The sequence below is a fragment of the Faecalibacter sp. genome (genome assembly GCF_057177045.1).
Genome location: NZ_CM169987.1, coordinates 1,329,883 through 1,354,890 on the forward strand (window position 1 = coordinate 1,329,883; position 25,008 = coordinate 1,354,890).

General features: G+C 33.9%; 16 protein-coding genes, 1 tRNA gene and 1 pseudogene. 8 read left to right on the forward strand and 10 right to left on the reverse strand.

Features of this window, described 5'->3' with window-relative positions; translation table 11 throughout:
- Positions 1-73: 73 nt before the first annotated feature.
- The 8 genes from AC1QSP_RS06025 to AC1QSP_RS06060 all read right to left on the reverse strand — a co-directional run bounded on the left by AC1QSP_RS06025 (position 74) and on the right by AC1QSP_RS06060 (position 9,871).
- The gene (locus tag AC1QSP_RS06025) at positions 74-1,027 is read right to left on the reverse strand and encodes a catalase family protein (RefSeq protein WP_484080227.1); all 954 of its coding nucleotides are present in this window, start codon (positions 1,025-1,027) and stop codon (positions 74-76) included.
- Positions 1,028-1,132: 105 nt separating this feature from the next.
- Complete coding sequence (locus AC1QSP_RS06030; RefSeq protein WP_484080228.1) at positions 1,133-4,222, reverse strand: efflux RND transporter permease subunit; 3,090 nt, start codon at positions 4,220-4,222, stop codon at positions 1,133-1,135.
- Positions 4,223-4,226: 4 nt separating this feature from the next.
- Complete coding sequence (locus AC1QSP_RS06035; RefSeq protein ID WP_484080229.1) at positions 4,227-5,324, reverse strand: efflux RND transporter periplasmic adaptor subunit; 1,098 nt, start codon at positions 5,322-5,324, stop codon at positions 4,227-4,229.
- A gap of 4 nt (positions 5,325-5,328) precedes the next feature.
- Positions 5,329-6,582, reverse strand: coding sequence for a TolC family protein (locus AC1QSP_RS06040; RefSeq protein WP_484080230.1), 1,254 nt, complete (start codon positions 6,580-6,582; stop codon positions 5,329-5,331).
- Positions 6,583-6,665: 83 nt separating this feature from the next.
- Positions 6,666-8,003 (reverse strand): sensor histidine kinase, encoded by a 1,338-nt coding sequence (locus AC1QSP_RS06045; protein WP_484080231.1) that lies wholly within the window; start codon positions 8,001-8,003, stop codon positions 6,666-6,668.
- 1 nt (position 8,004) lies between these two features.
- A complete protein-coding gene (locus tag AC1QSP_RS06050) occupies positions 8,005-8,685 on the reverse strand; it encodes a response regulator transcription factor (protein WP_484080232.1) in 681 nt (226 codons plus the stop codon).
- Positions 8,686-8,806: 121 nt separating this feature from the next.
- Positions 8,807-9,316: a hypothetical protein gene (locus AC1QSP_RS06055; RefSeq protein ID WP_484080233.1), complete on the reverse strand. Its 510-nt coding sequence runs from the start codon at positions 9,314-9,316 to the stop codon at positions 8,807-8,809.
- Between the two features lie 470 nt (positions 9,317-9,786).
- Positions 9,787-9,871: transfer RNA gene (locus AC1QSP_RS06060), tRNA-Ser, on the reverse strand.
- Between the two features lie 261 nt (positions 9,872-10,132).
- Between AC1QSP_RS06060 and AC1QSP_RS06065 the strand changes: the two genes are divergently transcribed.
- From AC1QSP_RS06065 to AC1QSP_RS06090, 6 genes are all read left to right on the forward strand, one after another.
- Positions 10,133-12,886: a T9SS type B sorting domain-containing protein gene (locus AC1QSP_RS06065; protein WP_484080234.1), complete on the forward strand. Its 2,754-nt coding sequence runs from the start codon at positions 10,133-10,135 to the stop codon at positions 12,884-12,886.
- 207 nt (positions 12,887-13,093) lie between these two features.
- Positions 13,094-14,539 carry a glyceraldehyde-3-phosphate dehydrogenase gene (locus AC1QSP_RS06070; protein ID WP_484080235.1) on the forward strand — a complete coding sequence of 482 codons (1,446 nt, stop codon included), beginning with the start codon at positions 13,094-13,096 and terminating at the stop codon, positions 14,537-14,539.
- A 115-nt stretch (positions 14,540-14,654) separates the two neighbouring features.
- Positions 14,655-17,441 carry a hypothetical protein gene (locus tag AC1QSP_RS06075; RefSeq protein WP_484080236.1) on the forward strand — a complete coding sequence of 929 codons (2,787 nt, stop codon included), beginning with the start codon at positions 14,655-14,657 and terminating at the stop codon, positions 17,439-17,441.
- A 68-nt stretch (positions 17,442-17,509) separates the two neighbouring features.
- Entirely contained in the window at positions 17,510-17,782 is a 273-nt protein-coding gene (locus tag AC1QSP_RS06080) for a hypothetical protein (protein ID WP_484080237.1), read from the forward strand.
- Between the two features lie 469 nt (positions 17,783-18,251).
- Positions 18,252-21,152: a T9SS type A sorting domain-containing protein gene (locus AC1QSP_RS06085; RefSeq protein WP_484080238.1), complete on the forward strand. Its 2,901-nt coding sequence runs from the start codon at positions 18,252-18,254 to the stop codon at positions 21,150-21,152.
- A complete protein-coding gene (locus tag AC1QSP_RS06090) occupies positions 21,149-21,418 on the forward strand; it encodes a hypothetical protein (protein ID WP_484080239.1) in 270 nt (89 codons plus the stop codon). The genes AC1QSP_RS06085 and AC1QSP_RS06090 overlap by 4 nt, the downstream gene beginning before the upstream one ends.
- 28 nt (positions 21,419-21,446) lie before the next feature.
- On the opposite strand, the gene AC1QSP_RS06095 is transcribed toward AC1QSP_RS06090, so the two are convergent.
- Both AC1QSP_RS06095 and AC1QSP_RS06100 read right to left on the reverse strand, forming a co-directional pair.
- Entirely contained in the window at positions 21,447-22,505 is a 1,059-nt protein-coding gene (locus AC1QSP_RS06095) for a hypothetical protein (RefSeq protein ID WP_484080240.1), read from the reverse strand.
- A gap of 78 nt (positions 22,506-22,583) precedes the next feature.
- Complete coding sequence (locus tag AC1QSP_RS06100; protein ID WP_484080241.1) at positions 22,584-22,826, reverse strand: hypothetical protein; 243 nt, start codon at positions 22,824-22,826, stop codon at positions 22,584-22,586.
- Between the two features lie 140 nt (positions 22,827-22,966).
- Between AC1QSP_RS06100 and AC1QSP_RS06105 the strand changes: the two are divergent.
- A pseudogene (locus tag AC1QSP_RS06105) lies at positions 22,967-23,172 on the forward strand ((4Fe-4S)-binding protein).
- A 91-nt stretch (positions 23,173-23,263) separates the two neighbouring features.
- On the forward strand, positions 23,264-24,895 hold the full coding sequence (locus tag AC1QSP_RS06110) for an ABC-F family ATP-binding cassette domain-containing protein (RefSeq protein ID WP_484080242.1): 1,632 nt from the start codon (positions 23,264-23,266) through the stop codon (positions 24,893-24,895).
- The last annotated feature ends 113 nt before the right edge of the window (positions 24,896-25,008 follow it).

The window sequence follows — 25,008 nt, forward strand, 5'->3', positions numbered from 1 at the left end:
AAATCGAATGAATATTATTGATATACAAATATTACTCAATAAAACAAACATTTCTTTAAATCAATTATTTACATTACGATTGACGCGCTTTTAGGGATGATTGATAAGCATAATTCCGTAATTTTTGTATTCTTCCTACTGGTCTCAAATTTACTTTACTTTCAAAAGGATTAAAGGACAATGCTTCTACGTCAGCACTTAAAGGATCTAATAACTCATCACAAATAATTTTTCCAACTTTTATAAAAGGTGAATTTGTCCATTCCTTATTCAGTCGATTTATGGGCTGTTTTTTTTCATTATATGCAAATTGAATATATAAGTCTGCGTGATAGGCTTTATTTACTTTCATAAATTCTTCAATTGAAGAATATTCACCAACTTCTGAAATTGGTTTTAATTTTATTTTAATCAAATGATGGCCCCAACGATAAACTCCAATGGAGTGATAATCAAAATGCATGATAAATTTGTTCCGATTCTTGAACAATATAAATCCATGTTTAAAAAGATCTTTATACATCATCGCTGGAAGTGATGTGATTAAATGATAATTTAACCCCAACAAATGATTCAACTTTTTTAACCCTTTTTGTGAATATAGCCCATTAATATGGATAAATACTTTTAAAAAATGCTTTACTTTTGTAAATGGAAATAATGGAAAATTAACCAAAGGATAATTGGCCCAAGTTTCGTTCCCTTTTAAAATTTTTAAGGCAAGGCCAAAGGCTGGTAAATGAAATCCATTGACCAATTTGAGATGTGAATTAGAAATACGTAACAAAACATCTAATTCCTCTTGAGGGAATAAACCTTCATTTATAATTTCATTATCAAATAATATTTTACCTTTTAGAGCACCATATGTTGTTGCATGTACATCTCTTGTTTTGTAATTAATGTCGTTTACTTGAGGAGTTTTTCGAACATATGATTGGATAGCATCACCAAGTTCAGCCAATATTTTTATTTCTACATCGGATAAATGGTCATATGTTGGATTATAAATTAATTTATTCTTCATACTTTACCTCATCAAATTTAAATCCATAAAAATATGATTTACACATAAATAAAACCCATTACTCTAAATTTGAATAACGGGTTTATTTATTAATATTATTTAAAATTATTGTTTTTGCTTCCTATACGCCATATAAAACACCGCTGGCAAAACGGTAAACGATAAGACCAAGCAAATCATTAACCCACCCACAATCATAATCGCTAAAGGTTTTTGGATCTCGGATCCCATTCCTGTCGATAAGGCTGCGGGTAATAATCCCAATGAACCCATTAAAGCAATCATTAAGATGGAACGGATTCGGCTTTTTACACCTAAAGTAATGGCTTGTACCAAAGGATAATCTTTCAGATTTTCTTTCATCACTGCAATTAAGATAATTCCGTTAATCGTGTTTACTCCAAATAGGATAATTAATCCAATTCCGGCTGAAATTCCGAAGATCGTATTTGTCATCCATAACGATAAAAATCCGCCGATAAAGGCAAATGGAATTGTAATGGCAGCTAAAGCCGTATCTTTCATATTTCCGAAATTGCTGTATAAAAGCAACAGAATCAAAATCAATGAAATCGGAATTACCGTCATCAATTGTTTCGACGCACGTTCTTTACTTTCAAATTCACCCGCCCATTCCATATAATTGTCTTTTGGCAATTGCACTTCTTTGGCAACAACTTTTTTCGCTTCAGCAATGGTAGAACCTAAATCACGACCATCAATACTAAATCCTACACCGATATAACGGCTATTCCCTTCTCGGTAAATAAACGCAGGTCCGGTTTTGTAGCCAATCGTAGCTATTTCTTGAAGCGGTACATTTTGTCCGTTGCTGGTTGGAATCAAGATATTCCCAATTTTCTCTGGCGAATCGCGGTAGTCTTTTTCAAAACGAAGAATAACATCAAACTGACGGTCGTTTTCATAGAATTTCGTTGCCGCTTGCCCACCAATTGTCATTTCAATTACGGCTTGAACATCGGCCGTATTGATGCCGTAACGTGCCATTTTGGTATCGTGCAATTGAATTTTCAATTCGGGTAAACCAATGTTTTTATAGACATTGATGTCGGTTATTCCTTGCACCTTTTCAATTGACTTTGCTACTTTGTTCGCATAGCGTTCTAAATCATACAAATCATCCCCGAAAATTTTAATCACCAACGAACTCTTTACACCAGCTACATATTCTTCGACGTTATCTTGAATTGGTTGAGAAAACCCAAAGGTAATCCCGGGATAATTCGCTAATTTCTGACGCATTTCTTGTATGATTTCATCCTTCGATAATCCTCTTGTCCATGCTGATGCATCTTTTAATTGAATGTTGAATTCGATGTTAAAGAAGCCTGTAGGATCGGTTCCATCGTTTGGTCTACCCGTTTGCGTTAAGATAAAATCAATCTCATCGGCATCTTTCATCAACAAGGTTTTCATTTCTTTCGTTAGACGTGTTGATTCTTGTAAATTGATGCTATTCGGCAATGTTGCACGCACGTAAATCGACCCTTCGTTCAGTTGTGGTAAAAATTCAGATCCATAGTTCATAAATTTCACGACACAAATAGAAAGCAAACCAATAAATACCGCTATTGTAATCGTTTTGGCTTTGAACGAAATCGTAAATAATTTAAAGATTACATTCGAGCAAAATCTTGAAATGATGTTTTCCTTTTCTTCAATGTTTTTGATGAACAACAACTTACACATCGCGGGAACGTAGGTTAAACTCAAGATTAAGGAACCTAATAAAGCGTATCCTAACGTAAATGCTAAAGGCGTAAACATTTTCCCTTCTACTTTTTGGAAAGAGAAAATGGGTAACAGGGCTACAATTAAAATGATTAAGGCAAAGAAAATATAAGAAGCAACACTTCCGGCACTTTTCTTAATCACCCCCATTTTACTCATTTTCGCAAAGCGTTCTAGACCAACTTTATGTTGCATCGTCGCTAAAGCCACAAATACCGTTTCTACAATCACCAATGTTCCTTCAAGCAATAAACCAAAATCTAAAGCTCCCATCGAAATTAAATTCGCAGGCAATCCTTGGATTTTAAGCATAATAATAGCAAACAAGAACGCTAAAGGAATCACGGAAGCAACGATGAACGTTGATTTCCAGTTGTACAAGAAAATAAAGACGATTAAGGAAACCAATAAAACACCTTCCACGATGTTCTTTGCTACGGTTTTTACAGTATTATCCACCAATTTGGTACGATCGACTACGGTTTCAATTTTTACATTATCTGGTAAAGTACGTTCGTTTAATTCTTCGATTTTTTGTTTCAAATTGCCAATAACTTCCGATGGATTTTCACCTCGTAACATAATGACAATACCTTCTACCAAATCGTCTTGTTGGTTGTAGCCAACCTGACCTAAGCGTGGTTTGCTTGAAACGACTACTTCGGCTACATTTTTAATCAAAATTGGGGTAGAACCGTTTAATTTTACTGTAATATTTCCGATGTCTTGGATTTTATCCAACAAACCAACTCCACGTACCACATACGCTTGATCCCCTTGTTGAATCACGTCTCCACCTACGTTAATATTCGATTTTGAAACGGCTTCATACACATCCAAAGGCGATAAATCATAATTCTTAAGTTCCGTAGAATTGATTTTAATTTCATAGGTTTTTTCCTCACCACCAAAGCTCACCACATCGGCCACTCCAGGTACCGAAAGCAATTCACGCTCAATCACCCAATCTTGTATGGCTGTGACTTCTTTAATCGGTAAATCCGATTTGATCACATAACGAAAAATTTCTCCTGTCGCACCAGAAGGCGGTTCGATAGAAGCATCGGCACCTTGCGGTAAATCGACGCCACTTAATTTATTGGACACATATTGTTGCGCATAAAAATCATCGACTCCATCTTCAAATTGAACGGTTACCACCGACAACCCGAATAAGGAAATCGAACGAATATTGGATTTATGCGGAATACTGTTCATCACTTTCGAAATGGGTAGTGTCACCAATTTTTCCATTTCTTCGGCACTTCGTCCCGGCCATTGCGTAATAATACGTGCTCTAGTATTGGTTACATCCGGAAAGGCTTCAATTGGCGTATGTTTTAACGCATAAATCCCACCAAATAACAAGGCCAAGGTGGCAAATAAAACAAATGTTGTATTGCGTAACGAGAAGGTTACGACGGCTTGTACTAATTTCTGCATCGGCTTATTTGTTTAATTCTTCCACTAAAAGCAAAGCGTTGGAACTGATGATCTTTTCGTTCTTTGCAAATTTTTCTTCCACATAAGTGAATTCTGCATTGGAAGCGATGGGCGTAATTTTGTGCACTTCCATCGTACAATCGTCTTTGTACACGACTACATATTCTTTGTTGTTTTCAAACACTTTGGCTGCATTTGGAATGGCAAAAGCGGTCCCTATTACATTTTCTTTGTCAATGATGATGTCTGCACTTAAACCAGGCATCAGGTTTAAATCTTGATTTTCTAACACTACGCGTGCTTTAATCACGTGTTCATTATCATCAAAAACATTGTAGATTTTATCGATTTTACCGGTATAAATACGATCCGGGAAAGCCACGGTTTTTACTTTCACACGATCACCTTGTTTGACATATTTCAGGTTGCTGGCGTAAATATTTACCATGACCCAAACCTGTTTTAGATTAGAAATCGAAAACAAAGCTTCATCCGCATCATTGGCAATGGATTGCCCTGCACTTATGTTTTTCTGGACGATGTAGCCGTTTTTAGGCGAAAGAATTTGGAACTGACCATCACCAATAGCACGATACATATTCAAGGTAGCATTTACTTTATCCCACTCAATTTGAGCAGCACGCAATTCGTGTTCCAAAGCCAATACTTCGGGTTGAGCAGCCATTCCATCGTTTAATAATTCTTTCTTGGATTTGATTTGTTTACGTAATGCATCGATTTGATTTTGGTAATAGCGGCGTTCTTGCACCATCGATTGTACTTCTGTCGATTTGACTACCGCTAAAACTTGTCCTTGGCGCACATAATCTCCCAATTCAAAATTGACTTTATTGACTACACCTTGGAGTAAACTTTTGTAAGCTACTAAGTCATTTTCATTGTATTCTACTTTCCCCGAAAGTGTTAATTGCTCGTAAATCGGTTGTTCTGAAATCGTGGAAATCGTCGTTGATTTCTTCAATTGTTCATTCAAACAAAAGGTTTCTTTTTTGTTTGTTTCAACGGGTTTTTGGTCTTCCTTTTGCTGACAGCTGTTTAAAATAACTAGCAATGCAGCTAAAATGTATATGGATTTATTCATGCGATTAAAAATCTTGTCCTACGATATATTGTAATTCTTCGAATGTGTTTTGATAGGTTTGTTGCAATTGCAAATAGGCTTGATTGGCTTCGCGATAGGCTTGGGTAAAATCAATAAATTCTAATAAAGTCACTTGTTTGTTTTGCAAATGCTTTTTGTAAATCTCCACCATTTGTTTCTGGTTTTCTCGTTGAGCATTCGGCCAATTTTCTAGCATCTGTTCCATTCGGATCAATTGGTTTTGCAGTTGATGAATGGATTGCGTCAGATTATTTTCTAAAGTTTGTTTATTGAATTGCTGTTGCTGTATTCCGATTTCCGCCGCTTTGATATTTCCTTTATTGGTATTGAAAACGGGTAAATCAAAACTGATCCCAACGCCTATAAAATCGCGCATAATATTTCCCCCACGATCATAATTCATTTGAACTCTCAAATCCGGTGTTTTCTGTGCTTTTTCTAAAGTCAATACTTGTTGTGCTTTGGCTTCTTCGTTTTCTTGGCGTTTCAACCCCACGTTTTGTTTTTGGGCGATTTCTAGAAGATTGAACGGAAGATTTTTCGAAAGTTGAATCTGATTTTGTGGAAATGAAATCAGATCGATTTCTAATGCAGGATTATGGGTTAAGATTCGGAGTTTGTTCAACGCTTCTAAACGTTCATTTTCCAACTCGATTTGCTCTTTTTGTAACCCCATTAATTCGGTTTGTACGCGATAGAGATCCGCTGTTGCAATATTTTTCAATTGCGCTTGACGTTGGTATTGTTCACTCATTTGCGTATACAACGTTACCATTTCTTTGAGCTGTGTTGCTTCTTGCTGAATACGGTTTAACTGATGAAAAGCCAGACGCAAATCTTTGCGGAGTTCACGCAAAATTTCTTCGTAATCAAAAGCTGCGGATTGTTGCTCCAATTGTTTTAAGGCCACACGTTTTTTACGTTTACCAGCCGTTTCTATCAATTGTTCCAATTCAACAGCGATTTGTTGATTTTGACCATACTTTCCGAACAAATAAGGTTGCGTTTCAATATTGTACGTTTTCCAAAGATTCACTTCAGAAATCGAAAGTGTAGGATTAGGCCAAAGCTTTTCTTGAATGATTTCCGCTTGGACTTTATCAATAGTAAACTTTGACGCTAAAAGTTGCGTATTGTTTTGGATGAATTGATTTTCGAGATCGGTTAAGGTGATGGTTTGTGCTTGTATTTCTGATGCGGCACAAACAATAGCGACAGAAAATAAAAGATGTTTCATATCTAGATTTTAACAAGGTTCAAAACTAGATATCTAACATTAAGGTAAATTTTAAGGTAGATTAGAAAATGATTAGAATTGCACTAGAAAGTTAAGCGCATAATGCTTCCTTTCGGATGATTAGGTAAAATCTCCAATTCGATATGGTGTATTTTAAATATAATATCCGCAATGGATAGACCTATTCCTTTTCCTTGGTAATTGGCTGTATTTTTCCCACGGAAGAAGTTTTGACGAATATTCGGTAAATCGTTTGCTTCAATTCCAATTCCGGTGTCTTTAATGAGAAGAATTAAACGATTTTCAGCTGTCGTGAATTGAATTTGAATTTGCTGATTGTCCGAATATTTAATTGCGTTCGAAATTAAGTTTCCAATGGCGACATTCAGTAATTGGTTGTTTCCATTCACAGTGAGCAATTGGTCGTTGGCTACATCCAAATCTACTTTAATATCGGCTTGATGATAAACAATCTGATTCTCGATAATTTCCCAAATAACTTCGTCGATGCGAATAGGAGATAATTCAAAGTTAGTTTTCGCGCCCGAAAGTAACATCATCTGATCGATGGTTTCTTGTAAATCGGTAGTATATTGTTTCAGTTGTTGTAAAGCATCTTGGTATTCTTCTGACGTCCTTGCTTTTTGTTTCGTTACTTCTAAAGTTCCCATTAATGCGGTAATGGGTGTACGTAATTCGTGGGAAACGTAGTCGATAAAATTTTTCTGCACGTGAAACGTTTGCGCCAATTGATTGATAAAGGTATTGTACGTCGAGGTTAATTCTTTAATCTCTGTATAAGAATCTTGAAGAACGATAGGCTCGTTGAAATTGATACCGTTTCTATTTTTAATTTGGGCGATAAAATGCGTGATGGGTTGATAGGCGATGTAGCCTAAATATTGAGAGAAAACAAAAATAATAGCCAAACCTAAAAGAGAAACAAAGGTGATAATTTGCAATAAGGAATGCATTTGGTCGTTGAATTCGACTTTGGGTTCGCGCGCAATGACGACAAAATCCCCTTGGTTATCGGTGTAAAATAATCCGTGGTAAAAATAATCATCGGTTTGAAAGGCAGCTTCTTTCTCCTGGCGAACTAAACTCAAAAATTCGTCAGAGATGCTTGTATCTTGCTGCATTTCTCCATTTACTTTTTGATCGTTGATGCTATAAATGGCAATATTCTTACGAGAAATCGTTTTTAATAATTGACTTTTAATATTTTCGTGTTCAGTAGAAGATAACTCATCTTGTTCCAAATAGTAGATGGCTGCGAGAAGCGATTTACTTTCCAAGGCTTTCATCTCCTTTTTCTCCATCGTGGAATAAAACGTAAAGTAGACGATAGCCGACACCGTCAGAATGATAATACTGAATATTAAAACTGCATAAAGGGATAAACGATTTCTTAATTTCATCTTATTCCGCTGTTTTTAACATATAACCTACGCCTTTGATTGTGAAAATATACTTTTGATTTTTCTCGATTTTATTTCTCAAATACGAAATATAAACATCCACGACATTGGTGTGGTTTTCGAATGTAATTCCCCAAACGGCATTTAAAATCTGAATTCTTGAAACGGCTTTATTGGCATTTTCAATCAGATAATTTAGTAATTTGAATTCGCGCGGGGATAATACCACTTCTTCATCGGCAACTTTAACTTGATGTTGTTGTACATCTACTGCAACGTCTCCAAAAAGAAATACATTCGATTTTTCTTCTTTTTGAGCATACTGAAAACGGCGGGTTAAAGCATTGATTCGAGATAATAACTCATCAAAATGAAAAGGTTTGGTCATATAATCATCGGCACCAAAATCTAGCGCTGATACTTTATCTTGCACCGAACTTAGAGCTGTTAACATCAGAATAGGCGTATAGATTTTTTTGTAGCGAATGGTTTGTACCAACTGCATACCGTCCATCCCCGGAAGCATAATATCACAAATAATCAAATCCGATGGTGTGTAAATATGATTTTTCAAAAAGTCTTCTGCACTTTTACATAATGTTACAAAATGACCGTTTTCTTCTAAGCCTTTTAGAATAAAATCGCTAATTCGTTTATCGTCTTCGATGAGAATAATTTGCATCCTTTTTCTTTTTTACAAAATTATAGTATAGCATGTAAAATGAAAACGTATACAATGATTCTAATCAAATTTTAATGTGGCCTAAAATAGTCTTAGACCCGCATTACAAATGATTCGCAAATTATTTAATACGTTTGACATGAAGTGCTTCATTAACTCCCTCAACTTTCATGTAATTTTTACCATCTTTTAGATAAATTGTTACATCAGGATTATAAGCATAATGATATTGATAAGCATAGCTTGCTTGTTGCCAAACAGAACCATTTTTCATTTTGAAAATTGACTCACCATTCCACCCATTAAAAGTTCCATCAATTTTTGTTTCAATGATATTATTTGATGCATTTGAATTGCGCTGCGTCAATCGATCATTGACGCGATATAAAGATTGTTCACCTGAAACTTTGCGTTCTAAAACTTCTACTTCTTTCCCTAAAGATTTTAGTACATCCTCTAGATCTTTTACTTTAGCATTCAGATTTTTTTTATCTTCTTCAAGGTTTGAAATTTCAATTTTTAAAACATCTCGTTCTTCTTTGACTAAATCATACTGATCTTTATAAGAATACGTCGTATAAGCAAGAATTCCAGATATAATTACGAATAATATCGTTGTAAGTTTATACATGGTTAAGTTTAGTTAGTTTTAATTTTGTAAATATACGAATTAAGCAAACATATATTAAAATAAAAGACTAACAATCAATTCGTTTGATGTCTAATTAATTATTTTTAATTGTTTATTATTTTAAAGATTAATTATTTAAACAAGATTTATATTTAACAAATTATTCAAAAATAAATCCATCATAGACATCGAAGAAAAAGTTTTTTTATGTCATACTAAGGGAAAATTTTGCTTTTATTTTACTAATAAATATTGCATTTATTGGTTGATATATTGTAGACTTTAGACTGAATGGAAGTATATTAATAACTGCTAAAAGTAACAATCATTAATTTTTACAATGTAATAAATAGAGATCTTTAAAATTTAATTTCGGTAATGGTTTATTTTGATTTTATAATGGAGGATGATAAAAAGAAGTAATTTTAAGGCATAAAAAAAGCCTCGAAGTAGAACTTCAAGGCTTTTAGCGGAGAGTGAGGGATTCGAACCCCCGGAGGTGTGACCCTCAACAGTTTTCAAGACTGCCGCATTCGACCACTCTGCCAACTCTCCAGTTGTGTAACGCGGTCTATTGCGTTATTGCGAGTGCAAATATAGAATGCTTTTTTGTTTTTCCAAATGTTTTTTTAAAAAAACTTTCAATAAATTTTAAAATATTTTTTAATACTTTGGATTACAATTAAATATCAAACTTATTTTTTTTGAAATTTTCAACTCTGATTTTAATATTCGTTTAAATTTGTAAAACAATAAAGTAAATCCATAACATATATGCTCAAAATCTTTTATTCCTGTCTCATTCTCTTTTTATTTATGACTACTGCAAAAGCCCAATTGGAAACCATTAATTGGTACTTTGGACAATATATGGGATTACGATTCGAGGGAGATCAAGCCATACCTGTTGAAGGAGGACAGTTATATACAGGAGAAGGTTGTGCATCCATTTCAGATCAACAAGGAAATCTCCAATTTTATACTGATGGTACGACCGTGTATACGCGAGAGCATCAAGTCATGGTAAATGGAACTCGTTTGAAAGGGAATTCTTCCAGTACGCAATCAGCTATTGTTGTACCCTATCCTTCGCAGCCTAAGAAATATATTATTTTTACGGTAGGAGCAGATGATCGTGCTACACCGACCTATACCACAAACGAAGGGTTAAATTATTATGTGGTAGATATGAATCTAAATCAAGGGATGGGAGAAGTTATTCATCCCACGAATAATAATTTATTACCCCTTGTCTCAGAAAAAATTGCAGCTGTTCGGCATCGAAACTTAAAAGACTTTTGGGTGGTTACCCATTTTGAGGATAAATTCTACAGTTATTTGGTGACGGCAGATGGAGTACAGCATCAACCTATACTTTCAATCATTGGACCCCAGATTGATAAAAGAACCTATCCAGTGAATGCACGAGGTTATTTAAAAATCTCACCGAATGGGCGTACGTTAGCCATAGCACATTTAACCAATTTGAATTATGATAGCATCCCCTTTGGTCAAATGACGCCTTCAGATGATTATTATCCGACCAATGGTCCCTATGCCAATGCTTATCCTGGATATTTAGGATTGTATCGATTTGATAATTCCAATGGGCGAGTTACCGATGAAACGGTATTGGACACATCAGGTTCGCCTTACGGAATCGAATTTTCAAGCAACAACGAAAATTTATATGCCAATGTGGATTATCATACCCTAATCAATAATGTAGGAGAATGGTCGCATGGGGAGTTGATGGTATATAAAAACCTTTTAAATAATCCTTCATATACGGGTGGTGCTGATCCGATTAAAGCAACCAAACGTGTATTAAATCGTTATTCGGTATTGGACACGCCGAGCGCTCTGTTTACAGCACGTGGAGCATTACAATTGGCGATAAACAAGAAAATTTATTACAGTAGAGATTATAAGGATTATTTGTCGCATATCGCGAATGCAGATGACTATAGCAATCCAATGTTTGAAGAGAGAGGAGTGGTTTTTCCTTACTATACGTACAATGTAAATACCCGTTATGGACTGCCTCCTTTTTTTAGTTCAGGTATTTTCCGTATCGATTGTGTTCCTTTGGGTGGTTTATCAACCTTGTGTTTAGGCAATGGAGTGCAATTTTCATTTTACGAAGAAATAGGCATGACGGTACAATCGTATGCTTGGGATTTTGGTGATGGAAGTACTTCAACGGAAGCATCGCCTATTCATTATTACACAACACCAGGATTGTATGAAATAAAATTAATTGTACAAACCATAGAATTTGGCGAACTAGAAGTGTATTTTGTGGCTGTTGTTAATCCATTACCCGTTTTACAATCGGCAACACTAGAAGCATGTGATGCCGATTTGGATGGAAGCCTATTATTTGATTTGGATAGCGCTCAAGAACAAATCAATGCAGAAGAACAATATGCCTACACCTATCATTTAACAGAAGAAGAGGCTTTAGAAAATATAAATCCTTTACCGTCTTTGTATGAATCTACCGTGAACAATGAGATTATTTATGTTCGTGCAGTAACAGAAACAGGTTGTACGGGGATAACGACTATTACATTAAACCATGCGCAAACAACTTACCATAGTTTAGAACCGATTGTGATTTGTATTGCGTATGATCAAGCAGAAGTCTTACAATTATCGAATTACAATGAACGCATTGAAGCGTTATTAGGAACATCATCTGTATTGCATATTCAATATTTTGAATCCATTGACGATCTTGAAGCGAATAGAAATTCTATTACAACCCTTCGAATATTAAATGAAACAAAAAAAGTGTATGCAAAAGTTAAACTATTTGGAAGTTTATGTGATGAGGTGGTGGAATTGACTTTTCAACCTTCAGAAGTGCCTTTGTTTACGATTGAAGATATTGAAAAATGTATGGGAGATCGTATTGAAGTGTCGGGGCCTGTACACGAAGGATATACTTACCAATGGATTGGACTAACTGGTGAAGATGCCAATCAAGAGCTTGATCACGCTTCGGTAATCCTTCAAAATCCAGGACGCTATACATTAGTGGTAACGAACGAAAACGGTTGTCGAAGAGCTATTGATTTTACAGTTACTGATTATCCTCCCGTTCTCATTACGGAAGTTAAAGTAAATGATAACCGTCAGATTATTATCACAGCAGAAGGTGAAGATTTAATGTATAGTATCGATGGTGAAAATTGGCAATACGAAAACGTTTTCGTAAATCTTTCGGAAGGTATTTATACGATATATGTACGAAGTGGAAAAGGATGTATTACAATACACCATAATGTGGTTATTTTTAAATGGGTGAATTTCCTTTCGCCTAATACGGATTATTATAATGATGTATGGAGATTAAAGGGATTGGAGCGATATACAGATGTACATGTACAGATTTTTAATCGTTTCGGAAAACTGCTTGTTGATAAAGTAATGTCCTACGAAAATGAAGTCTGGGATGGGAAATATCAGCTTAAAATTCAGCCTTCCGATTCCTATTGGTATGTGATTAAAATTCCAGGTCATACCACATTTACAGGAAGTGTTTTATTAAAAAATAAAAAATAATCCCCATATCTATTATAATGATTTAAATAGGCTAAAAGATCTTAATTCTTGATTATCAAAGGGAAATTGGTTTTAAGCGTTTCACGTATTTTAGACATTTTCATTGAAATATGATTATTGTTAGAAAAACGAAAATAAATTCACGAAATCGTTATAATTGATTATTTTTGTGTGCAAATAAATTATAACACAAAAAACAAATCTGTAATGAGTAATACTTCTTATGAGCAGCAACTTGCTTTACAAACGGAGAAGAATAAAAAAGTTGTTGAATTCATTAAAATCGTTTCTGATTTATGGTATGATCAATCAATTGAATTAGTTATTTTCCGTAACCAAATTGTTGATCGTAACGTCAGTGATATTATCAACTTACACCAATATGCTGAAGAGTTCGTAGGAAAACCAATTACAATTCATGATACATTAGCTATTGCGAAAGCCATCTCAGGTGCGCAGTTACCAGCATCACGTTTAGATATCGGTAAATTAGCATCAGAATATATTACAGAAAAAGACGCTTTCGATTCTGTAGAGGCATTTGTTCAATCTAAATTAGAAGATAGCAAAAATCATAAAACGATAGCACCAAAAGATGTTGTATTGTACGGATTTGGTCGTATTGGACGTTTATTGGCAAGAGAATTAGCTTCTCAAGCAGGTAAAGGTGGGCAATTACGTTTACGTGCAGTCGTTACACGTGATAAAGTGGATGCTGTTTTATTAGAAAAACGAGCTTCATTATTACGTTTAGATTCTGTACACGGTGATTTCAATGGAACGGTAGAAGCCGATATTGAAAACAATGCGTTAATCGTTAATGGTGTTCCTGTTACAATGATTTCTGCAGCTCAACCTGAAGATATTGATTATACAGCGTACGGAATCAATAATGCTTTAATTATTGATAATACAGGTGTATTTAAAGACGAAGCCGCTTTATCGCGTCATTTAACAGCGAAAGGTGCCTCTCAAGTGTTATTAACAGCTCCAGGTAAAGGAGTTCCAAATATTGTTTACGGAGTTAATCACGAAGATTATAATCCGGAAGAAGTGAAGATTTTCTCTGCCGCTTCTTGTACAACAAATGCGATTACTCCAATTTTAAAAGTAGTCGAAGATCATTTGGGTGTAGTGAAAGGGCATTTAGAAACCATTCATGCTTATACGAATGACCAAAATTTAGTGGATAACATGCACAAAAAATACCGTCGTGGTCGTGCTGCCGCTTTAAATATGGTTATTACAGAAACAGGAGCAGGAAGTGCAGTGGCAAAAGCTTTACCAGTATTGGCTGGTAAATTAACGTCGAATGCGATTCGTGTACCAGTTCCAAATGGATCTTTAGTGGTGTTAAACTTAGAAGTTGGAAAAGAAACTTCAGTCGAAGGTTTAAATCAAATCATGAAAAATGCCGCGTTAGAAGGTAAATTAGTGGAACAAATTAAATATTCGTTAAATAACGAATTGGTTTCTTCGGATATCGTTGGAACTTCAGCACCCTCTATTTTTGATAGTAATGCGACAATTGTTTCAGCAGATGGTAAAAACGTGGTGATGTATGTATGGTATGATAATGAATACGGATACAGCCACCAAGTGATGCGTTTAGCGAAATATATTGCACAAGTTAGAAGATATACATACTATTAATAGTATTTTTTCCCTTTATTAAAATTAATCCGTCAGTATTTACTGGCGGATTTTTTTTTGTTTTTAAAAAAATATTATAAATTTAAGTTGTTGAATATTAGAACTATACGTGCTTATGGAAAGATTTGTACGAATTTTACTTCTATTTACAACTCCATTCCTTTTCGCTCAAGGAATCGAGCGTTTTAATACCACAGACTTAACTGAAAATTTTAAAGATGGAAGTTTTGGAAGTGAAACTTCAGGAACAACAGTGGTCTATTATCATTGCCGAAATGCAGGTGATTATCCGATTTCAGGAAAAGGAATTATGTTACGGCGAAATGATGCTGATCCAAGTCCGAGCGCGGTTGAATTTCATATTCCGAATGGTGTAGGTGAATTTTCATTTCAATACCGAAAAGCATTTACAGGAGGCAATAATCGAATATTAACCGTCACTGTCAATCAAGAAGAAGTTTTTTTGTCGCCCATTTTTGGGAATACAAGTGGAGAAGATTCAACCATTTATACGCAAACCATTCCGGTGTTTAAGGAAGGTAATGTGGTCATTCGAATTGCTTTTCCGACCTCAATTGCCAACGGAAATCGCCATGTAACCATTGATAACGTTGCATGGACTTCGGTTTTACCCGCTCCAATTGCTTTGTCTCCTTCTTATGTAAGTGTCGATCATTTTATTCCAAATTGGGAGTATGCTCATGCGTATGATTCTATTGAAATCAATGTTTTTGATTATAAAAATAGAGTCATTACTCAAACCGAAAGTTTTGAGCATGGTTTAGATACAACAGGATATGAAGCATTATGGGAAGCTGATTTGATTGGTGGCCGATGGATTTTAGATCATGTATTGCGAACAACTCAACGTTATTCAGGTAATTATGGGGCGCAATTACAAGCTGATCAAGGTCAATTGACTTCTCCTGTATTTTTTAAGCCAAAATCGATTTCCTTTTATGCCAAAAAAGGGACAAATGATACAAGTGTTACGCTTCGTGTGATGGTCAATGATGAGATAATTGATCTAATAAACTTTCCGATAACAAATGATCAATTTCAATTATTTACTTATGCTATTCCGAATCCTCCTGATGAAGCACAATTTATCTTCAAGAATGGGTCGAGAGTTTTGTATTTGGATGATTTAACCATTGTTTCGGAAGGAGTAGTCAAAGAATTGCTTCCCTTATCTCCCTATTCCATGACCAGTATGAGCGCTTCTTTTCCGATCCTAGATTTAGAACCAGACACGACCTATTTCTATACTGTTCGAGCAAAAAAAGAAGGGCTTTCTTCGGCATTGTCCAATGAAATTGAATTGAAAACAAAGGATGGTGTCGTATGGGATGGGAATGAATGGCTGTATGGTGAACCATTGATCAATAAAGTTGCAATTTTAAGAGGGGAGGGAAGTCGGTTAACTTCATTTGAGGCCAAATCATTGCATATCGAAGAGGATATCGTTATTCCATCTGCGACTTCCATTGTTTTAGATAATGAATATGATAATTCATTTCATCATTCAGTTGTTTTTCAAGAAGGAGCCTATTTAGTGCAACGAAATTCGTCAGCAATGAATAAAGGACATGCCACATTTATACGAAATGCACGCTTTTATGGATATGATTCTAAATTTTGGTCGTCACCTGTATCGGGGCAAAAAATTTTAAAATCTGCTGAAAATGATGATACAGGATTTATTTTTAATCCCTCAGCGGTCTATAATTATGATGAAGCGAATCGCCATTGGATTAGATCTACGGATTTGTTTTTTCAACCCGCAAAAGGTACGGCCATTCAAGTAGGGACGAATTATCCTTTTATGGGAAATGATTTAGGGATACCTTTTACAGGGAAGTTTACTGGAGTACCTCATCATGGTACATATCATATTCCTGCGACAAAATCGGCAAATGGTTTAGGGGATCATGGTGTTGGAAATCCTTATCCATCTCCTCTTTCCATGGAAAAATTTTTAGCTAAGAATCCACTTGTAAAAACCTTATATTTTTGGAATGAACATGCCCATTATGTCCCTGGGTCGTCTCCAGCACGTTATCATACCCAAACTTGGTATGCTTATAATCGTACAGGAAGTTCCATGGGGGCAGCAACTCATATTGGACCAGGTGTAGGTTTTATAGCCCGAATTTCAGAAGATACCACCATGGTATTCGAGGATTCGATGCGTGAAGTAACTTCTTCCTCTATCACGCTGAATCGACCATCCCTTTCCAAAGATCGGTATTGGTTAAGTTTAAATTTTCAGGAAAATCAGGAAAATCAAATCTTAATTGGATATGTAGAAGGGGCAACAAATGGTTTTGATGAGCAATTTGATGCGCGTCATCTATCGCTTCCATATTCTTTTATTCTTTCTTATTCGAATCAACAGCCAATGATTATTGAAGGTCGACAAGCTCCTTTTGATATCCGAGATCGTGTGCCATTATATTTTAGAGCAAATGCTTCGGGAGAATATGCGATTAAATTAGAACAAAAGGAAGGAGTTTTTGAATCGAACCCCATTTATTTGGTGGATACAGAAAATCAGATCAAGTTTAATCTGAGTAAAGAGGATCCCTATGAATTTGGCGCCACAGCAGGCGATTATCCTTCTCGTTTTTATATCGAATATGAGGAAGATTCTTTTTTGAGCCTTCCTTCTAATGAGGTATCCGATGATTTGATTATTTATCGGAATAATCATCAGTTGGAAATACGTTCGACTCAAGAAATTCTTTCCTTAAATGTATTTTCAAGTGTAGGGGAGCAGGTTCATTATGAAGAAAATATTTATGCCAAACATATACCTCTTCCAATGTTTGGAAGAGGTGTATTTCACTTGCGGTTAACTTTATCGAATGGTCGAGTAAAACATAAATCTATTATCTTATGAAAAAGAGGTTTGTATTTACTGCTTTTGTAATGATTCATTTAATAACATTTTCTGCTAATAAACATTCAATGAGTGTTTCAAATACTATAGAGAACAATCGCATTGATTTTTTTTCTGATCCTACTCCAACGGAAGACCCTTCCAATTCCTTTTTTAATGCTTTTAAGCAAGATGAACTAGATGAGGTACAGTTGATCAAGGAATGTGTAGTAGATCCTTTAACCAATGAATGTTATCCAGCGGATATCGAAATTCCCGTTTCAATCCATCATAAAGTTTATGTATTGCTTTGGATTGGTGTGTATCTTATTTCTCGTTTACATTCCAAATTGAGAACATAAAAATATAAGGCTATTTTAAATATGATTTAATCCAAATATGGTTTTGCATAAGGTTCACTTTCGATACCTCCGAACAATATCTTTAGTTAAAATTGATGTTATTTTTTTTACATTTTTTTAGATGAAAAAAGGGATTAAATGCAAAAATGGATGATTTAAATGAAAATTCCATAATATCCGTTTTAAAAACAATAAACGTTTAAAATGATTAAAATATTATTGAATAGTACTTTAAAAGTTTAAGAATTTATAAGTATTTTTTATGATTTAATCAATTAAATTAATGAAATAAAATATTTTGCAATATTAGTAAACTGAATATACAACAATATCAATAAGTTAAACGATAATAACTGATTATAAATGAGTTACCTTTTATTAGGTATGTTTTATTTTAACAATTTTATTTAATTTTGAACATTCAATTTTGAATGAATAAAAATAAAACTAACTAATAAAAAACAAGCTTATGAAAAAACTTCGACATCTTCTGATGAGCTTATTGAGCTTAAAATTGATGCTTATATCACATGTTGTTTTAGGGCAGATTGATATAAATGTTTATGATGCATATTTTAAAGTCACAAACAATAATGAAATTATAAATTCTAATTATTTAATTGTTAATCAAGCTGGAACTCGTGCAGTTAATAATTCATTACCTACGCGTTTATTCGATGTGGATGTGTTAGGAAGCACTCCAGTTACGAAACAATTTTTAGATGGTAAAGAATATTTTACCCATGCTCCTGGAAACAATGCTATAAAATGGACGTTACAAAATAGAGAAGGAAATACTTATAGTATTTTTAATACCGGTAATCAAAGTTATTTAATAAATGATTATTTCAGATTTATTGTACATTATGTAAATTATGGATGGTCTAACTCTTTTAATCAAAATAACTCCAATCATTATTGGACGATTTTTCATAATTCAGTTAAAAGTAATTATACTAATCATGATAAACAGTACATGAAGTTTGACGGCAATAATGTAACTTTAGTAAGTTCATCATCTGATATAAATTTATATAGACAGATAAAATTGGATGAGTTGCAGAATAAAACAGTAAATCAAGGTTTTAGTGAATTCTTACCAAGTGTTTCCGAAACTGGAGGAGCTATAACTTACCAATTATTAAATCATTCCGATATTAATGGAAATGCTAATATTAATAATACAACTAGAAGAATAAGTTATACTAAAATTGGTTCTGTAGATATTGTTGCTACTGTTGCAGCCCACAATAATGTGCCGAGTTATAAAAAAACAATTACTGTAACTATTATTAATCCTCAGAATATATGTTTTAATCATTCTTTCCTAAATAATAATAATTCAACTATTTTCCCTGAAGATTATGCTTTTAGTAAAATCTCAGGTGATATTTTGTTTGGGAATGGGAATGGAAAACTTTTACTTAAATCTGGTGCTTCTATAAAAACCAAATCTTTAGGGAATATTTTAGGTACTGTAGTTGTCGAATATCAAGTTTCAGGTAGAACTGAGAATAACGTAGCTCCGAAAGTTACTATCGGATTTGTTAATGATAATAATCAATTTATAAGACCTCAGCATATTCAATCCATAAAAAGAGCTTCAAATTGTACAAGGTGTACTATTGATTCTTTTCCAAGTAATAATTCAGATTATGAAACTTATTCATATATATTTACTAATGTACCTTTAAATTCAAGTTTATATATTGGAAGTCCATCTGATTCAAATAAAAATGCTGTTTTTATTGCAAATATTAAAATCCAATGCACCCCAGCAAATGTAACGATTTGGGAAGATAATACATGGGATAAAGGTGAACCTAATATTAATAGTAAAGCTATTTTAAGACAAGATATCAACACAGATGTTATTGCAAGGGATTTAGTTGTAGAAAAAGGCAATATCGTTGTAAAAGAGGGTAACTATTTACGAGTTGCAGAGAAACTAGAAATTAATCCCCAAGCAACATTAACTTTTGAAAAAGGAGCCTATCTATTATTAGATGAAAATGCCGAAGTCACTGGAAACGCAGCTTTTAAAACTAAAATAGATTATTTTAGATATGATACAAACATGTTCTCCTCACCTGTTGCTGGTCAACTTATAAAAGGAGATATTAATGCTGGAGCATTTTCTGATAATAATGTAAGGGTATTTACTTTTAGTCCTTCTACAAATAGTTGGATAGATTATACTACTAATAATACTTTTTCATTAGGAATAGGTTTAGGTTTACAAAGACAAAATGGAAATAGATACTTATCTACCAACTCTACAAATATCCCTACTATAGTTGAAAGTAAATATTATGGTGTACCGAACAATACAAATCCATTAATCACTTTATCTCCAATTGTTAATTCGGGAAGCTATAATTTAGGAAATCCTTATACCGCACCATTAAGTATTACTCGCTTTTTAAATAGTAACAGTACTGTTTTACAAGGAGTGAGAATATGGAAAAATAGTAATCATTGGGATTTTGCGATAGGAAATTATACTTCTAATGATTATTGGATTAATTGTAATTTATCAGGATGTGAAAATAATTTGAACATCGATAAAATAGATGTAGGTGTTGGATTCGTAGGAGTGTTATCAGCTACTCCTCCTACATCTGCCGTTGTAAAGTTCGAACATAGTCAGAAATCTTATGACATGACTAAAACGTTTGTCAATGAACGTGTTCAAGAGGAGAAGTCCCGCTATATTTTAGGTTTATATCAAGATCTTAACGAAATAAATACAGTCTTAGTTTCTTATATAGATGGTGCTACCAATAGCTATGACCCGTTATATGATTTTAAAGTCTTAGAAAATAAATCTAATCAATTTGTCATCTTAAATAATCAAAATCATTATTTAATTGAAGGTCGAGAATTCCCATTAAAAGTAGAAGATGAAGTTCAATTTCTATTAAAATTATCAGAAAGTGGAAATTATAAAATAAAACTTAATGATTTTGATGGTGTTTTTGACGAAGTAGAAGGGTTGTATTTAAAAGATCTTTATACAGAAGAAATTATCGATCTATTTTTAACTCCAGAGTATTCTTTTGAATCTGAAGCGGGTGAATTTACTGATAGATTTGTTGTATTTTACAAAGGACAAAATACATTAGACCTAACTACAGTAGATTATAATCAGGATTTAATAGTGTATAAAAAAGATCAAGAACTATTTGCTAAAGCTATAAAAAATATAAAAGCAATCACTATTTTTAATTCGAATGGATCTAAAATAGAATATAAAAACTTATTGAATTCTAAAGAAGTTCAAATTAATAAACTTTTGCCTCGAGGAGTATATTATGTTTCTTTTGAATTAGAAGATGGTCGAGTAATTAAACGAAAAATAGTAAAATGATAAGATTTATAATATTATATATTTTCAGCTTAAATCTTGTATTTGGCCAATTTGATAATGAACAAAAACAAAATTCTCTTGGATTTTTCACAAATGAAACTATTGAAATAGAAGATCAAAAAGTTGAGAATGATGAAACCGAAAATTTCACGCCACCCTTTCCTGTAGCCCCCATCAACGACTACCTACCGCTTTTAGCCGTAGCAGCTGTGGGATTAGGGTTCTATTACAGAAAAGAATTAAATCAAACCATAAAATCCAATTAAAATAAAAGCCTCCTGATGGGAGGCTTTTTTATTTGATCTGATCTTTCGAGGAATTATAATTTTCGATGGTCACGGCAATGGCAAGCTCTGTAATTTCTCCCATATTTTGACACTGCTCGAACCTGGAGTTGCGCAGGAATTTTTTGAAGCCTGTTTTTAATTGTTCCATATGATGGGGAGGAGCTATATGGTCCTGTTTCATCACTTTCATTAAATCTTTGAATCGTTTATTACTGTTCGAAACCCGCTTAACAATTAATGAACGAACTTCTTTTCGGTATTGTTCAATTGAATTGGGTTTTAAACGATTCATCACCAAATCCACCATCACTTTATTTTCTTTAAAATATTGTGGTCGGTAAATCTTTAAATTGCCTTCATACGATTGCTGATCAAAATCGATGGGGCGTATGCGGTAAAATACTTGATCGAAATCGTGCATCGGAATCACAACATAGTTATACGATCGCATATCGCCTAATAACCCAATAAAGCAACGTTCATTAAATTTCACAAATTCTTTTGCAATCTGATTCTTTTCCAATTCCGAGCATTTGTCTAAGAATTTTGAGATAAATACATCTCCCGGAATTCCAAGAATATGTTCTTCGATCAAAGTATCTCCATCGACCAAAAAGTTGATGCGATGAGGGGATAGAATTTCTTCCATCTCTAATCCATAAACCCGTGAGGCATCGGCCTTCTTGATGTAATAATTGGTGTAATTATCATTTAGAATATTACGCACTCGGATTCGAAAAGGTTTAGAATTTCCAAATGTGCAGTAATCAATCGAATCAACGGTTAAATAAGGTAATGTATCTTCATCCCCATCAGAATGCAGCAGTGTATAGATTTTATTTAAACTTGCTTCGATTTCCTGATGTTCAAATTCCGAATAATATACGCCCAACCAATGCGTATCATTGCCATCTTTGTCTTCTAATGCTACATATCCACTGAAACGTAACAAATCGTCATATTGTAAACTCGATTTGGTTTTCCGATTGTATTTCTGAAGATACGCATCTAATGTTTCATTGATGGGATAAATGGGTTTTCTAAATTCAATTTTTACATCTTTCATAAGAATGGTCTAATGCACTAAAATAGGAAGGAAAATCGATGTTTAAAACAAAAAAAAACTCAGTTTTAAAAACTGAGTTTAGCGTGTTATCGTTAAATCGTAATGATTCGCGTTTTCGTCTTTTTTAAATGAAATGTTCATTTGAAATTCTTGACTGTAAGTTGTGCAAAACTTTTCAATCGTTAGTCCGTTAGGTAAATTTTGCTGTTCAATCGTTAAAAATAATTTTGTCCAATTGGTATTTTGTTCAAATATCATTTTAAAACGCTGTTCCCAGTATTTTAAGAATTTAAGAGTTACCTCGTCTTTAATCTCTTCCATAATTACTATTGTAGGCTACAAAATTACGGCTATTCAATAAATTAATGTGTTAATCATATATAAAATTCTATGATTTTTTAACACATCTTCTTAACGGATTGATTTCTTATGTTTTATCTTTAAGAAAAAGAAATAAAATTATGGATGTACACGAATATTCGAATGGAGAAGTAACCATTCTATGGAAGCCAAAGTTATGTCAGCATGCGACAAACTGTGTGCAATTATTGCCAAGAGTCTATAATCCAAAAGCGAGACTTGGATAAAACCCGAAAATGCAACTTCGGACGAATTACGAGCTCAAGTGGCACAATGTCCTTCAGGAGCATTAAGCATTAAAGAGTAGAGCGTACATTTTTATTCGTGAGGGGAAGTGATTTTGTATCATAAGGTATGAAATGTTCAATTATCTTTGCACGAATTTATTAGAATACGTTATGATTACAGTTAATGATGTTGCCGTACAATTTGGTTCAACAACTTTATTTAGTGGTGTTAGTTTCGTGATAAACGAAAATGATAAAATTGCCTTAATGGGTAAAAATGGTGCAGGAAAATCGACACTATTAAAAATTGTTGCAGGAATTAATAAACCATCACAAGGAAATATTGCTGCACCTAAAGAAGCAGTAATTGCTTATTTACCACAACATTTATTAACGGAAGATAATTGTACTGTTCGTGAAGAAACCTCTAAAGCATTTGAGGCCTATTTATCGATGAAGCGTGAGATTGATGAAATCAATGAACAATTAACGATTCGCACTGATTATGAAAGTGATGATTATATGAAGTTAATTGAACGCATGACGGAAGTGAGTGAAAAATTTTATTCCATCGAAGAAGTGAATTACGAAGCAGAGGTCGAGAAAGTTCTGAAAGGGATGGGATTTGCACAAGAAGATTTGGATCGTCCAACTTCTGAATTTTCTGGAGGATGGCGTATGCGTATCGAATTGGCCAAAATCCTTTTGCAACAACCTGATTTAATCTTGTTGGATGAGCCAACCAATCACTTGGATATTGATTCGATTCAATGGTTAGAGGACTTTTTGAAAAATCAAGCGAAAGCAGTGATGGTGATTTCGCATGACCGTGCCTTTGTGGATAATATTACCAATCGTACAATCGAAGTTACGATGGGACGTATTTATGATTATAAAGCTAAATATTCAGATTATTTAGTGTTGCGTCAAGATCGTCGCATGCATCAGCAGAAAGCCTATGATGAGCAACAAAAATTTATTGCCGAAAACAAAGCATTTATTGAGCGTTTTCGTGGAACATTTTCCAAAACAGAGCAAGTACAGTCTCGTGTACGCATGTTAGAAAAATTAGAAATTATCGAAATTGATGAGGTAGATACATCCGCGTTAAAATTAAAATTTCCACCAGCTGCACGTTCAGGGCAATATCCTGTGACGGTAGAAGGTTTATCGAAAGCTTATGGTGATCATGTGGTGTTTAAAGATGCTAACATGGTTATTGAAAGAGGGCAAAAGGTCGCGTTAGTTGGTAAAAATGGAGAAGGTAAATCAACGATGATCAAAGCTATTATGGGTGAAATTGATTTCGAAGGGAAATTAGAAATTGGGCACAATGCACAAATTGGATATTTCGCGCAAAATCAAGCGTCGTTATTGGATGAGGATTTAACGATTTTCGAAACAGTTGATCGTATCGCAGAAGGAGATGTTCGTACGCAGATCAAAAATATCTTAGGCGCTTTTATGTTTAAAGGGGATGATATTGATAAAAAAGTAAAAGTATTGTCTGGTGGTGAAAAAACACGATTGGCGATGGTTAAATTATTACTTGAACCTTACAATGTTTTAATCTTAGATGAGCCAACAAATCATTTGGATATGAAAACAAAGGATATTATTAAAGATGCTTTACGTGATTTTGAAGGAACTGTAATTTTAGTTTCACACGATCGTGATTTCTTGGATGGTTTAGCCGAAAAAGTTTTTGAATTTGGGAATCAACGGGTAAAAGAGCACTTTGAAGATATCAAAGGTTTTTTAGCGTTGAAGAAAATGGAATCTTTAAGTGAGATTGAAAAGTAACAAATTACGATATTGTATATTAATAAAAATCCCTGCATATTGAATGCAGGGATTTTTTATGGATAATCATTCTCATAAAGGTACATAAAAAAAGCCTCGAAGTAGAAACTTCA